This window comes from Pseudomonas sp. Marseille-P9899 (assembly GCF_903166565.1).
GTDB lineage: Bacteria > Pseudomonadota > Gammaproteobacteria > Pseudomonadales > Pseudomonadaceae > Aquipseudomonas > Aquipseudomonas huaxiensis.
The window spans coordinates 1-12,051 of the sequence record NZ_CAESCG010000003.1 but is presented as its reverse complement, the minus strand read 5'-3'; the positions used below and the strand labels follow the sequence as shown (position 1 = coordinate 12,051).

14 protein-coding genes and 1 tRNA gene are annotated in these 12,051 nt (G+C 64.2%); 8 read left to right on the top strand and 7 right to left on the bottom strand.

The annotated features are described in order from the left end of the window. The first annotated feature begins 14 nt into the window (after nucleotides 1–14). Together HWV67_RS15895 and HWV67_RS15890 are read left to right on the top strand one after the other, a co-directional pair. Entirely contained in the window at nucleotides 15–749 is a 735-nt protein-coding gene (locus HWV67_RS15895; protein WP_110968984.1) for an AzlC family ABC transporter permease, read from the top strand. Then, nucleotides 746–1,072, top strand: a complete 327-nt coding sequence (locus tag HWV67_RS15890; RefSeq protein ID WP_175651968.1) for an AzlD domain-containing protein — start codon at nucleotides 746–748, stop codon at nucleotides 1,070–1,072. Before HWV67_RS15895 ends, HWV67_RS15890 begins: the two co-directional genes overlap by 4 nt. 54 nt (nucleotides 1,073–1,126) lie before the next feature. Here the strand turns inward: HWV67_RS15890 and HWV67_RS15885 are convergent, their stop codons facing one another. From HWV67_RS15885 to HWV67_RS15870, 4 genes are all read right to left on the bottom strand, one after another. Then, nucleotides 1,127–1,927, bottom strand: coding sequence for a nucleotidyltransferase domain-containing protein (locus HWV67_RS15885; RefSeq protein ID WP_175651967.1), 801 nt, complete (start codon nucleotides 1,925–1,927; stop codon nucleotides 1,127–1,129). Between the two features lie 13 nt (nucleotides 1,928–1,940). Next, on the bottom strand, nucleotides 1,941–3,161 hold the full coding sequence (locus HWV67_RS15880; RefSeq protein WP_175651966.1) for an RtcB family protein: 1,221 nt from the start codon (nucleotides 3,159–3,161) through the stop codon (nucleotides 1,941–1,943). Between the two features lie 32 nt (nucleotides 3,162–3,193). After that, nucleotides 3,194–4,339, bottom strand: a complete 1,146-nt coding sequence (locus HWV67_RS15875) for a slipin family protein (protein ID WP_175651965.1) — start codon at nucleotides 4,337–4,339, stop codon at nucleotides 3,194–3,196. A gap of 350 nt (nucleotides 4,340–4,689) precedes the next feature. Further along, a tRNA-OTHER gene (locus tag HWV67_RS15870) sits at nucleotides 4,690–4,758 on the bottom strand. 22 nt (nucleotides 4,759–4,780) lie between these two features. Between HWV67_RS15870 and HWV67_RS15865 the strand changes: the two genes are divergently transcribed. Next, entirely contained in the window at nucleotides 4,781–4,933 is a 153-nt protein-coding gene (locus HWV67_RS15865; RefSeq protein ID WP_175651964.1) for a hypothetical protein, read from the top strand. Nucleotides 4,934–5,037: 104 nt separating this feature from the next. Then, nucleotides 5,038–6,651 (top strand): RNA repair transcriptional activator RtcR, encoded by a 1,614-nt coding sequence (gene rtcR / locus HWV67_RS15860; RefSeq protein ID WP_175651963.1) that lies wholly within the window; start codon nucleotides 5,038–5,040, stop codon nucleotides 6,649–6,651. A gap of 421 nt (nucleotides 6,652–7,072) precedes the next feature. Here the strand turns inward: rtcR and HWV67_RS15855 are convergent, their stop codons facing one another. Next, entirely contained in the window at nucleotides 7,073–7,525 is a 453-nt protein-coding gene (locus HWV67_RS15855) for an Lrp/AsnC family transcriptional regulator (RefSeq protein ID WP_095159969.1), read from the bottom strand. A 138-nt stretch (nucleotides 7,526–7,663) separates the two neighbouring features. On the opposite strand from HWV67_RS15855, the gene HWV67_RS15850 reads away from it, so the two are divergent. Next, nucleotides 7,664–8,278 carry a LysE family translocator gene (locus tag HWV67_RS15850; RefSeq protein WP_095159970.1) on the top strand — a complete coding sequence of 205 codons (615 nt, stop codon included), beginning with the start codon at nucleotides 7,664–7,666 and terminating at the stop codon, nucleotides 8,276–8,278. A 25-nt stretch (nucleotides 8,279–8,303) separates the two neighbouring features. Here the strand turns inward: HWV67_RS15850 and HWV67_RS15845 are convergent, their stop codons facing one another. Further along, a complete protein-coding gene (locus HWV67_RS15845; RefSeq protein WP_175651962.1) occupies nucleotides 8,304–8,516 on the bottom strand; it encodes a PLD nuclease N-terminal domain-containing protein in 213 nt (70 codons plus the stop codon). Between the two features lie 136 nt (nucleotides 8,517–8,652). On the opposite strand from HWV67_RS15845, the gene HWV67_RS15840 reads away from it, so the two are divergent. Beyond that, nucleotides 8,653–9,282 carry an HAD family hydrolase gene (locus HWV67_RS15840; protein WP_175651961.1) on the top strand — a complete coding sequence of 210 codons (630 nt, stop codon included), beginning with the start codon at nucleotides 8,653–8,655 and terminating at the stop codon, nucleotides 9,280–9,282. Between the two features lie 34 nt (nucleotides 9,283–9,316). Here HWV67_RS15840 and HWV67_RS15835 read toward each other — a convergent pair whose 3' ends face one another. Beyond that, entirely contained in the window at nucleotides 9,317–10,324 is a 1,008-nt protein-coding gene (locus HWV67_RS15835) for a zinc-dependent alcohol dehydrogenase family protein (RefSeq protein ID WP_175651960.1), read from the bottom strand. A gap of 143 nt (nucleotides 10,325–10,467) precedes the next feature. Here HWV67_RS15835 and HWV67_RS15830 point away from each other — a divergent pair, with 143 nt between their 5' ends. Together HWV67_RS15830 and HWV67_RS15825 are read left to right on the top strand one after the other, a co-directional pair. Next, complete coding sequence (locus HWV67_RS15830; RefSeq protein ID WP_175651959.1) at nucleotides 10,468–10,968, top strand: sigma-70 family RNA polymerase sigma factor; 501 nt, start codon at nucleotides 10,468–10,470, stop codon at nucleotides 10,966–10,968. Between the two features lies 1 nt (nucleotide 10,969). Further along, the gene (locus HWV67_RS15825; protein WP_175651958.1) at nucleotides 10,970–11,917 is read left to right on the top strand and encodes a FecR domain-containing protein; all 948 of its coding nucleotides are present in this window, start codon (nucleotides 10,970–10,972) and stop codon (nucleotides 11,915–11,917) included. The last annotated feature ends 134 nt before the right edge of the window (nucleotides 11,918–12,051 follow it).

The following is a 12,051-nucleotide window of genomic DNA, read 5'->3' as shown; positions in this document are numbered from 1 at the left end:
AACGAGGACCTGACATGCCGCTGCGCACAGGTCGGGAAGCCTTCCTGCAAGGTACCCGCGCACTGATCCCGCTGATCCCCGGCGTCATTCCCTTTGGCCTGGTCACCGGCGTCATGGCGATCAAGATGGGCATGTCGCCCGGCATGGCCATCGGCATGACCCTGCTGTTCTACTCCGGCTCCGCCCAGATGGTCGCGCTGCAACTTATCCACAATGGCGTGCTGCCGTTGGCCATTGTCGTGACGGCGCTGATCATCAACCTGCGCTTCATCATGTACAGCGCCTCGCTCGCTCCGCATCAACACACGCTGCCACGCCGCTGGAAGTGGCCGCTGTCCTACATGCTCTCCGACCAGTCCTACGCACTCTGCACCCTCAAGCTGAGCAGCGGCGAACTCGGCAGGTTCGCTCACCACTACTACGCCGGTACCGCCGTGGCCATGTGGCTGGCGTGGAATCTGTCGGTCATCGCGGGGGTCTACCTGGGCGCGAGCATTCCGGAAAGCTGGTCGCTGGGCTTTGCCATTCCGCTGTCGTTCCTCGCGCTACTAGTGCCCGGCATACGCAGCCTGCCAAGCCTTGGCGCGGCGATCACCGGCGGCGTGCTCGCGGTGCTGGCGGTGGACCTGCCCTACAACCTCGGGCTGGTCACCGCCTCCCTCGGCGGTATCAGCGCCGGCCTGCTGATCGAACGGCTGCGCCGCAAATCACCCGACATGACGCTCCAGGCAAAAGGGGAACATCCATGAGCGACCTGGCGTTGTGGGGACTGTTCGTGGCGGTGGGCGTTGGCACGTTCGCCATGCGCCTGTCGTTTATCGAGCTGTATGGACAACTGCGCATACCGCCGCTGGTGAGCCGGGCGCTGGCCTATGTGCCGGCGAGCGTCCTGGCTGCCCTGGTGCTGCCCGCAGTGATGTACCCCGAAGGACACGGCGATTTCGTACTCGCCAATGCGCAAATTCCTGCGGCCATCATCGCCGCGGCCGTGGCCTGGAAAACGCGCAATACCCTGCTGACGCTGGCGGTGGGTATGGGGGCCTTATGGAGTTTCAAGTGGATGCTCGGATAAGCCGCAGCCCGTGACAGACGAAAAAGGCACCGGTGCAAACCCGTGCCTTTCCGATCAAACGGCCATTGCGCTCACACACTCCCGCAGAAACGCATCCAGCTTCGACACGTCTCCCGTATGCGTGCGCGGAGCGCTCATGCTCTCGGCTCGGAGCAGCTCGGTTTCCACCAGATGCTGCAACACCGGGCGGACCGGGCCATACGCGGCCTCTCCGACCTGCCGCTTGAGGCGCAGCAGTTCATTGATCTCCGCGCGCTGGACCGGGTCATCGAGGGTTGCCGCCAGCAGTTCCTCAAATACCATCGGCGGTACGCCCAGTCCCTGGTCTATCCAGCGCACCGCCAACAGCGGTCGCAAGACGTAGAAGTACTTCTTGTAACGCACTTCATCGCCGCGCAGAAACGCGCGGTAGTTGTTCCGCGCCATTGCCAGATAGTGCGCCCGCACCGCCGCTGGCGAATGGAACTCCAGCGCCAGCTCGCGCAAGCGCCTGCTCGCGGCTTCGTCCTGGCGATAGACCAGCGGCGAATCCAGCCACTCCAGCAAGGTCGGGTTGGACTTGCGCAACAAGCGCAGAGCTTTGCGCAGTTCCCAGCCACTGAGGTCGAGTTCGTCGGTCAGCGGACGCTCCAGCACATCGCGCGGCTCTTCCACGCGCAGATACCAGTCCGGCTGATGCACATAGACGAAGCGCACATCGTAATCGCTGTCCGGCGACGCGAAGCCCCAGGCGCGGCTGCCAGACTCGCAGGCATACAACACACGCACCTGCTGCTCGCGCTCGACCCGCCGCAGTTCTTCCAGCACCCGCTCGCGCATCGCGGCGGGCAATGGATGTCGCTCTTCTCTGTTCATCTCGGTGTTCTCCCTACCCCTTCACACACACCACCTGCCGCAGCGTGTGCACCACTTCCACCAGCTCACGCTGGGCATGCATCACCGCGTCGATGTCCTTGTAGGCCATCGGGATCTCGTCGATCACGTCCTTGTCCTTGCGGCATTCGACGTGGGCGGTGGCGCGTTTCTGGTCCTCGACGGTGAACTGCTTCTTCGCCTGGGTCCGGCTCATGGTGCGGCCGGCGCCATGACTGCAGGAGCAGAACGCCTCTTCGTTGCCCAGCCCGCGGACGATGAAACTCTTCGCCCCCATCGAGCCCGGAATGATCCCGAGCTGACCCTTCTGCGCCGACACCGCGCCCTTGCGGGTCACCAGTATTTCTTCGCCGAAGTGCTGCTCTTTCTGCACATAGTTGTGGTGACAGTTCACCGCTTCGAGGTTGGCCTCGAACGGCTTGCGGATCACCTGTCGCGCCGTAGCAATCACCGCCTGCATCATCAACTCGCGGTTCTGCCGGGCGAAGTCCTGGGCCCAGCCCACCGCCTCGACATAGTCGTCGTAATGCCGGCTGCCTTCCTCGAAATAGGCCAGGCTGCGGTCCGGCAAGTTGGCGATGTGCTGACGCATATCCGCCTGGGCCAGCTCGATGAACAGGTTGCCGATGGCATTGCCCACTCCGCGCGAACCGCTGTGCAGCATGAACCAGACCCGATTCACTTCATCCAGGCAGACCTCGATGAAGTGGTTGCCTCCGCCGAGCGTGCCCAGGTGGGCACGGTTGTTGGTCTTCTCCAGCTTCGGGTACTTGTCGGTGATCGCCTTGAAGCGCCCGGCCATCGCCGACCAGGCCTGGTCGGCCGCGTTCGGCACGTGCTCCCAGGCGCCCTGGTCGCGGCGCCCGAAGGTCTTGCCGTGGGGCACGGCCTTCTCGATGGCGCTGCGCAGGCCGAACAGGTTATCCGGCAGGTCCGCCGCCACCAGCGAGGTGCGCGCGGCGATCATGCCGCAGCCGATATCCACGCCCACCGCCGCGGGGATGATCGCGCCCTTGGTGGGGATCACGCTGCCAATGGTCGAGCCCTTGCCCAGGTGCACGTCCGGCATCACCGCCATGTGTTTGAAGATAAACGGCATGCGCGCCGTGTTCAGCAGTTGCTGGCGCGCATCGGGCTCCAGCGGCACGCCTTCGATCCAGGCTTTCACCGGCTTGCCGTTGGCGACTTCCAGCAGTTGATAGGTTGCGTCTTTCATCATCGTGTTCCGTCATTGCCGGCAGGCCTGGCTCAGGCCTGCTTCAGCGTTACCAATCCATTCAATACCTGATCCAGGCCGCCGAACACCGAAATCCGGTCGATCCGCTCGGCCACCCGTTCCAGGGTTTCCAGCTCCTTGAGACGCAGGGCGACAGGGTTGTCTTCCATCACCTTCGCCGTGTTCAACAGCGAGCGGGTCGCCGAGGTTTCTTCGCGGCGGCGGATCACGTTGGCCTGGGCCGACTTTTCCGCCTCCACCACCTGGGCCAGCAGGGTCTTCATCTCGCCAGGCAAGATGATGTCGCGCACGCCCAACCCGGTGACCTCGATTCCGCTGTCCGCCAACCGCGCCGCGAGGTGGGCGTTCACCGCCTCGTCGATCAGTTGCTTGTTCTCCAGCAACTCGTCGAGGCTACGGGTTCCCACCGCCGCCCGCAGGCCGAATTGCAGCTCGCGGTACAGGTGTTCCTGTGGCTTGCTCAGTTGCGAGAAAGCCGTCAGTACATCGCCGTAACGCCAGTTGGCGATCAGGTTAAGGCGCAGGCTCACCTTGTCGCGGGTGAGGATTTCCTGGCCGCTGACTTCCAGCGCCTGAATCCGGGTGTCGATCAGTTCCACGCTGACCTGACGGTTGTAACGCCAAAAACCGTACTGCCCCGCGGGCAGCAGTTCCAGCACCACGCCGTCGACTTTCAGCACGCCGACCTGGTACGCCGGCACCTGCACCATCAACACCGCGTCCAATCCTGCCAGGGTCCGACCCCGCAGGTTCGACTGGCTCAGCCGTGCCACCAGCGCGGCATCCAGCCGGTAATCCTGGCTGAAATCCTGCCGTTCCAGACGCTGTCCGGCCTGGCCTTTCCAATACAACTGGCGGCTGCCGGGCGGGAGGATTTCCACCAGCCAGTCCTCTTCGTAACGCAGACCGACCTCGTCGCTGCCGACATCCATGCGGGTGAAGTACTGCTCCACCAGCGCCGGCTCGGACTGGCGCAGGTAACCGGCCAGACGGTGCTCGAACAGCGGCGCATTGAGGCTGAACGTCTCCACGCTCAGGCGGTTGTGAAAGTCGAAATGGCGGTGGGTGCCCGGCTCGAGGATGGCGAGAAAGTCGCCCTCCGAGTACAGCAGGCCACGTTCGTTCTTCTTCACGGTAAAGCGCTTGAGCATTTTCATAATCTGTTTTCCTTCTCTGATTTCGTCATCCAGGGTGCCGGTGTTCGCCGGCCCGCCGGGTATCGCCGATGAAGCCCGCAAGAGACGGGGCATACGGACATCCTGTCCCTGTGGCCGGATCCTCCAGCCGAAGCCTGTCTTGTCGCGGGCCCGATCAGCGGACCGGGCGGGTCGGCGCTGGCATTGGGTCTGACGTTGCCGGCCACATGGGCTGGCGACGCTTTTCCCTGCGCCACACCGGCGGGTGTTGCAGTGATGAGTAGCTGCCTTAACAGGGCAGTGTTCGAGCGGGAATCGAACCCGCGACAAGCCATCCGGGATGGCCGCTCTAACCGACTGAGCTATCGAACTGCGAGCAGGAGTCGAACCTGCGGCCGATCACCCGAAGGTGACTGCTCTACCAACTGAGCTATCGCATTGACCCCACTTCGATACAGCGGCATGCACGACACCGACACCAGGGTGGGCTCGGGCACCGGCGAGGTTGTGAACCTCGACCCGTGGGCTGCATCAGCGATGGTCGAGAAGGATATTGCGAGCGGTGTGCCAGCTTTATTTTTCGCGCGCCAAAAAATTATTAACTTATTGATTTAAATAGAATTTAAACAAGTACGCCACACAGAAAGGCCGAATCCAGCGTAGTAAGCAGCTATGTTTTCTTATATTTTGCTATCGCTATTTATCTTTATGGATAACTCATGAAAGCGAAGAAAACAGTCGCCATCGGATTCCTCGGCTCCACCCTCGACCGTGTCGGCAAGGGCGCCGCGCGCTGGGGGAAATGGCGGCCGACCGTGGGGCTGTGCCAGCAGGCGGAACTGCAGGTCGACCGCCTGGAGCTGATCCACGGCATGGACGCCCGTGACACCGGCCTGGCCGAACGCATTGCCGCCGATGTGCGGGAAGTGTCGCCGCAGACCGAAGTCCGCCTGCAACCGATGCGGCTGCGCGACCCGTGGGATTTCGAAGAGGTGTATGGCGCACTGCATGATTTCGTCAGCGCCTACCCCGTGGACACCGAGCACGAAGACTACGTCGTGCACATCACCACCGGCACCCATGTGGCGCAGATCTGCTGGTTCCTGCTGACCGAAGCGCGTTACCTGCCGGGCCGCCTGGTGCAGACCTCACCCGCGCGGCGCCGGGAAGAAGAGCAGAAGCCCGAAGGCCGGATGGCGATCATCGACCTCGACCTGTCGCGCTACGACCGCATCGCCTCGCGCTTTCGGCGCGAGCACGAAGAAAGCCTGCTGTTTCTCAAGTCCGGCATCGCCACGCGCAACGCCGCGTTCAACCGCTCCATCGAGCAGATCGAGCGGGTCGCCGGACGCTCCCGCGCGCCCATGCTGCTGATCGGCCCGACCGGCGCGGGCAAATCATTCCTGGCCCGGCGCATCTACGAACTCAAGCGGGCGCGGCATCAGTTCCAGGGCCGCTTTGTCGAGGTCAACTGCGCCACGCTGCGCGGCGATGGCGCGATGTCGGCGCTGTTCGGCCATATCAAAGGCGCCTTCACTGGCGCGCAGAACGCCCGCGAAGGGCTGCTGCGCGCGGCGGATGGCGGCATGTTGTTCCTCGACGAGATCGGCGAACTGGGCGCGGACGAACAAGCCATGCTGCTCAAGGCCATCGAGGAAAAACGCTTCTTCCCGCTGGGTTCTGACCGCGAAGTCAGCAGCGACTTCCAGTTGATCGCCGGCACCCACCGCGACCTGCGCGAACGGGTCGCCGAAGGCCTGTTCCGCGAAGACCTGTACGCCCGCATCAACCTGTGGACATTCGAACTGCCGGGGCTCGCGGGCCGGCGCGAAGACATCGAACCGAACATCGACTTCGAACTGCAACGGCATGCCCAGGAACAGGGCCGACTGGTGCGGTTCAACCTTGAAGCGCGGCGCCACTACCTGGCGTCCGCTCATTCGCCGGAAGCGCGCTGGGCCGGCAACTTCCGCGAACTGTCCGCGTCCATCACGCGCATGGCGACCCTAGCTGACAGTGGCCGGATCGACCAAGCGCTGGTCGAAGAAGAAATCGACCGCCTGCGCCACGCCTGGGGCTCCGCTCCCGCCCGCGAGCCGTTGCGGGACTTGCTGGGGGATGACTTGGACAACCTCGACCTGTTCGATCGCGTGCAACTGCAGGCGGTGATCGAGGTGTGCCAGCAGGCCCGCAGCCTTTCCGAGGCCGGACGGCGGTTGTTCGCCGTCTCACGACAGGCAAAACAGACGCCCAATGATGCGGACCGGTTGCGCAAGTATCTGGGGCGGTTTGGGTTGGTGTGGGATCAAGGTGTGAGGCTGGAGCAGCCATAAAGGGATTGCCGCTAAAGGCTCGATTGGCGCGATGCTCAATGCGCCGCAGCAGCAATCCCCGATGCAGGTCACTCTCGACATGCCCGCCGCGAAGGCCGAGGAACTCGACCACATAGGCATCGCGGAAAACGTCCATTACGCCGGGATGGGTTAGTGTCGCCAGTGGTGTCACTTTTGCCGCTGACAACACGCTGCGTTCGAAAAGGCCGGCCTTGAACGCAACACCACCTGTACGCCTAATGCCAGTCAGTTAAACCAATTGGGGCCGCTTTGCGGCCCTTCGCGAGCAAGCTCGCTCCCACATAACCTGCACCTTGACCAGGATCCTGTGGGAGCGAGCTTGCTCGCGAAGGGCTGCAAAGCAGCCCCAACATAGGCGCCAAAACGCTAACTGACTGGCATTAACCTGTACGCCTCCCTTTCACACCGGCAACGGCCGATCCCGAATCACCTGCTTCATCACCAGCGTCGAACTCAGCCGCTGCACATTGGGCAGCCGCGCCAGGTGCTCGTCGTAGAGCTGCTGGAACGCTGGCAGGTCGCGGGTGACGATGCGCAGCAGGTAATCCGGGTCGCCGAACAGGCGCTGCGCTTCGAGGATTTGCGGGATCTCCGGCAGGGCGGCTTCGAAATCCTGAACCGCCTGCTGGTGGCCCTCGCGCAAGGTGACGAAGACGATCGCGGCGAAACTCAAACCCAGCTCGGTGGGCGACAGGTACGCGCGGTAGCCCTGGATAACCCCGGACTCTTCCAGCGCCCGCACCCGGCGGTGGCATGGCGACAAGCTCAAGCCGACGCGATCGGCCAGTTCGGTAAGCGATTGCCGACCATCACGTTGCAGCTCGGCAAGAATATTTCGGTCAATGCGGTCCATCTGGAAGGTTCTTCCACTCAACTGGCGAACCGTCAGGATATACGAAAGATAATCCTGACCAAGCTTCCTTATTCTTCTGGTAACCCGGCGAGGCTCACGGCTCGCCTTTCCTATCATAAGAAAAAGCTGGAGCCTCAAATGACTGTCAGTGTGCTGGCCGCGTTCTGGGCGGTGTCGTTGTTGTTCGTGATTACCCCCGGTGTGGACTGGGCCTACGCCATCTCCGCCGGCATTCGCGGGCGCTGGGTGGTGCCGGCGGTGGCGGGTCTGCTCTCCGGGCATTTGCTGGCGACAGTGATCGTCGCGGCGGGGGCCGGTGCCTTGTTGGCGAGCAATCCGCTGGCGCTGTCAGTGATGACCATCGCCGGCGCGCTGTATCTGCTGTGGATGGGCATCAACATGCTGTGGAAACCGTCGACGCCGCAGGCCGGCGAGCAAAAGGCGGACTCCTGGTCGAGCTGGGCGATCAAGGGCTTTTGCGTCAGCGGGCTGAATCCCAAGGTGTTCCTGCTGTTCCTGGCGTTGCTGCCACAGTTCACCGATCCCCTGTCCAACTGGCCGCTGCCCGTGCAGATCATCGCCCTCGGCCTGCTGCACGCCGTGAGTTGCGCAATCATTTACCTGATGGTGGGTTTCGGCGCGCGCAGTGTTCTGCAAACCCGCCCTTCAGCGGCGCGAAACGTCAGCCGGCTATCCGGCGCGGCGATGATCGCCATCGCCGTGGTGCTGTTGTCGGAACGGTTGATGGCCTGACGCGGTTCGCCTGCCTGGAGGGCGCTCAGCCTTCCTTGGACAGCGGCACGTCGGGTCGGGATTTGGGGCCGTTGACGCCCCAGACCAACAGTCCGATGACCGGCACGAACACCACGAAGAGGACCCACATCATCTTGCTTTCGGCCCGCACGGTGCTGCCGATGATGCGCTTGATGGCCCAGATTTCCAGCAGCGCCAGCAGCACCGCCAGGGTGATCCACAAGTAGCCGTGTTCCATAAGACGTCTCCCGTTTGGCTGTTCACGTTAGGCGTGCCAGACGCGTCGGGGTTCATTCGGATTGTTGCCGGCGCGGCTGCACAGCAACGCGACAAGATGTTCAAATGCCATCTTCCCTGTCGCACGGAACCTGCCGATGCCGCACCCCGCCGTGATCTTCGATGCCTTTGGCACCCTGCTGCATATCCGCCGCCCCCGACATCCGTATCGCCGCCTGTTGAAGCTGGGCCAGGCGCAAGGCCGCAAGCCCCTGGCGGATGACACGCGCTGGCTGATGCAGACTCCGTTATCCCTGGAAGAAGCCGCCAACACCCTCGGGATCGACGTCAGCCGTGAACAGCTGAGCGCGCTGCAGCAGTTGCTGAGCGATGAACTGGCCAGCATCGAGGCCTACGCCGATGGAGTGCAGGCTGTCGCGCTGCTGCAGGATCAGGGCATTCGCGTGGCGGTCTGCTCGAACCTCGCCAGCCCTTACTGCGAAGCGGTCCAGCGCCTGTATCCGACGCTGGATGCCTACGCGTTCAGTTGCGAATTGGGCGTGATGAAACCGGACGAGGCGATCTACCAGGCCACCTGCGAACGGCTGGCATCCCTCGGTGAAACCAGCTGGATGGTGGGCGACTCCCAGCGTTGCGACCGGGACGGCCCGCGGGCCTTCGGGCTACGCGGGTTCTTCCTGGACCGCCACCACGACAAGGGTGACTACCGCGAGCTGACCGCTTTCGCCCGGGACGTATTGCACGCCCTCGAGCAGGACGCCCGGTAACAGGCACGTCGGCCTGCGCCCGGGCCGGCTGCCTTCAGAAATTCAGGCAGATCTTGCCGAAGTGCTGGTTGCTCTCCTGATAGCGGAACGCCTCGACGATCTGCTCCAGCTCGAACGCCTTGTCGATCACCGGACGCAGGCCGTTGGCGTCGATGGCGCGGATCATCGCCTGCTGCTGCGCACGACTGCCCACCAGCACGCCCTGCAGGCGGATCTGCCGCACCAGCGCCTGGACCAGCGGCAACTGCCCCGCCACCCCGGTGAGGATGCCGATCAGCGAGATATGCCCGCCGATGCGTACGGCGGTCATCGATTGTTCCAGGGTCGCCGGGCCGCCCACTTCGATCACATGATCGACGCCGCGATTGTCAGTCAGCGCCCGCACCTTCTCGCCCCAGTTCGGCGTGCTGCGGTAGTTGATGACCTCGTCGGCGCCAAGGGCCCTGAGGCGCTCCAGCTTTTCGTCGCTGGACGAGGTGGCGATCACCGTCGCGCCGGCCAGCTTGGCGAACTGCAGGGCGAAGATCGACACCCCGCCCGTGCCTTGCACCAGCACCGTGTCGCCCGGTTTGAGGGAATCATCGGCCATCAGCGCGCGCCAGGCGGTCAGGCCGGCGGTGGTCAGGGTCGAGGCCTCGGCGTGGCTGAAGCCTTTGGGCGCGCGGGTGAACGAGGTCGCCCGCGCGGTCACCACTTCCCGCGCATAGCCGTCGATGCCGTCGCCCGGCACCGTGGCGAAACCTTCCACCAGCGGCTCGCCATCCAGCCAGTCGGGGAAGAAGGTGCTGACCACCGAATCGCCCACGGCAAACTCGCTGACACCCGCGCCCACCGCGATCACCTCGCCGGCGCCGTCGGCCATGGGAATGCGCGGCGCGGTCGGGCCCCACGCGCCGCTGACCACTGCGAAGTCGTGGTAGTTGAGGGAGTTGGCGTGCAGGCGCACGGTGATCTCGCCCGCTGCCGGGGCTGCGGCGTCGCTGTTGCCGACGCCGACCTTGTCGTAACCACCGCCGGGTTGAACGTAAATGGCCTTGCTCATGAGTTCTCCTGAATCGAGTCGATGCGAAGGAACAGTCAAGCAGTCTTGGCCCGAGTACGACCGGGGTCAAGCGCGCCCGCTTGCAGAATCGACCAACAGACCACAATATTGCGACTAATTATCAATTACCTCTCTCCTTCGCCATGTCCACTTCCGAACACGCCGCCCTGCATGCCCTCTACAGCGAACACAATGGCTGGTTGAAAAACTGGCTCCGCGCCCGCCTGGGCAATGCCAGCGATGCCGCCGACCTGGCGCAGGACACCTTCATCCGCGTGCTCAACGCACGCAATGCCCAGAGCATCCGCGAGCCGCGCAGTTACCTCGGCTCCATCGCCCACGCCCTGATGATCGACAAGTTTCGCCGACGCGCCGTCGAACAGGCGTACCTCGCCGAGCTGGCGGCGCGGCCGGAACGGGTGGTCGAATCGCCGGAAACCCGCGTGCTGATCCTGGAAACCCTGGTGGCGGTGGACACCCTGCTGGACGGCCTCGGCGAGCGCACCCGGCGGATTTTCCTCGCAGTGCAGCTCGAAGGCCTGAGCTACAGCGCCGCCGCCGAGCGCGTCGGGGTGTCGCTGAACACCGTGAAGAAACATCTGGCCCGCGCCATGACCCACTGCCTGCTGCTCACGGACGACTGACATGGCCCCGCCACTGGAACTGCACACCCTCGAAGCCGCCGCCAACTGGTACGTGCGGCTCAACGCCGGGACGCCCAACGACGCCTTGCTCAGTTCCTGGCAGGACTGGCTGGGACAGAACCCGGCCAACGCTCGCGCCTGGGCGCGGGTGGAAAAGGTCCAGGCGCAGATGGGTCGATTGCCGGTAGAAGTCGCCTTGCCGACCCTCGCCGGCGTGCGCGCCCGCCGCCGTGCGGTGCTCAAGACCCTGGCGTTGCTGTTGGCCGCCGGTGCCAGTGGCTGGGTCGCGCACGACAGCGCTCCCGCCCAGGCCCTGTTTGCCGGCGTGCGCACCGGCAAGGGCGAGCGGCGGCGGATCGAACTGGCCGACGGCAGCCAGTTGCAGGTCAACACCGACAGCGCGCTGGACATCGACTACGACGACCAACAGCGCCTGCTGCGCCTGCACCGCGGCGAAATCAGCGTGCAGACCGCCAGCGATCCACGCGGCCGACCGTTCATCGTGCAGACCGCCGAAGGCCGTGTTCTCGCCCTCGGCACCCGCTTCTGCGTGCGCAGCGATGATGGCGTCAGCCGGGTCAGCGTGCAGCAGCATGCGGTGGAAATCCGCACCCATGGTCAACCGCAACAAGCCCTGCGTCTGGACGCCGGACAGAGCGTGCGTTTCGACCATCAGTACATGGCCCTGGTGAGCGCCGCCGCGCCGGGGGCCGACGCCTGGACCCAGGGCATGCTCACGGTGATCGAGTGGCGCCTGGCCGACTTCGTCGCCGAACTGCGCCGCTACCGGTCCGGCGTGGTGCGCTGCGCCGAGGCGGTGGCGGACCTGCGCCTGTCCGGCGCCTTCCCCGTCGATGACACCGACACCCTGCTGGAAAACCTCGGTGCGGCGCTGCCGGTCAAGGTGCGTTACCTGACCCGCTACTGGATCAGCATCGAAGCCGCCTGAAAAATAAATTTGCTGCGGGGGTGGCCATTTTTCGTCGGTAGCACGGCTACGGAATAACGGGCGCTTCGCGAGCAAGCTCGCTCCTACAGGATTTTGCGCAATCCGTTGTAGGAGCGAGCTTGCTCGCGATGGCC

Excerpts from the sequence above, each read along its gene's own strand:
- HWV67_RS15890 (WP_175651968.1), top strand. The coding sequence starts at position 746 with ATGAGCGACCTGGCGTTGTGGGGACTGTTCGTGGCGGTGGGCGTTGGC.
- HWV67_RS15885 (WP_175651967.1), bottom strand. The coding sequence starts at position 1,927 with ATGAACAGAGAAGAGCGACATCCATTGCCCGCCGCGATGCGCGAGCGG.
- HWV67_RS15855 (WP_095159969.1), bottom strand. The coding sequence starts at position 7,525 with ATGGACCGCATTGACCGAAATATTCTTGCCGAGCTGCAACGTGATGGT.
- HWV67_RS15880 (WP_175651966.1), bottom strand. The coding sequence starts at position 3,161 with ATGAAAGACGCAACCTATCAACTGCTGGAAGTCGCCAACGGCAAGCCG.
- HWV67_RS15840 (WP_175651961.1), top strand. The coding sequence starts at position 8,653 with ATGCCGCACCCCGCCGTGATCTTCGATGCCTTTGGCACCCTGCTGCAT.
- rtcR (WP_175651963.1), top strand. The coding sequence starts at position 5,038 with ATGAAAGCGAAGAAAACAGTCGCCATCGGATTCCTCGGCTCCACCCTC.
- HWV67_RS15895 (WP_110968984.1), top strand. The coding sequence starts at position 15 with ATGCCGCTGCGCACAGGTCGGGAAGCCTTCCTGCAAGGTACCCGCGCA.
- HWV67_RS15825 (WP_175651958.1), top strand. The coding sequence starts at position 10,970 with ATGGCCCCGCCACTGGAACTGCACACCCTCGAAGCCGCCGCCAACTGG.
- HWV67_RS15850 (WP_095159970.1), top strand. The coding sequence starts at position 7,664 with ATGACTGTCAGTGTGCTGGCCGCGTTCTGGGCGGTGTCGTTGTTGTTC.
- HWV67_RS15845 (WP_175651962.1), bottom strand. The coding sequence starts at position 8,516 with ATGGAACACGGCTACTTGTGGATCACCCTGGCGGTGCTGCTGGCGCTG.
- HWV67_RS15875 (WP_175651965.1), bottom strand. The coding sequence starts at position 4,339 with ATGAAAATGCTCAAGCGCTTTACCGTGAAGAAGAACGAACGTGGCCTG.
- HWV67_RS15835 (WP_175651960.1), bottom strand. The coding sequence starts at position 10,324 with ATGAGCAAGGCCATTTACGTTCAACCCGGCGGTGGTTACGACAAGGTC.
- HWV67_RS15865 (WP_175651964.1), top strand. The coding sequence starts at position 4,781 with ATGCACGACACCGACACCAGGGTGGGCTCGGGCACCGGCGAGGTTGTG.
- HWV67_RS15830 (WP_175651959.1), top strand. The coding sequence starts at position 10,468 with ATGTCCACTTCCGAACACGCCGCCCTGCATGCCCTCTACAGCGAACAC.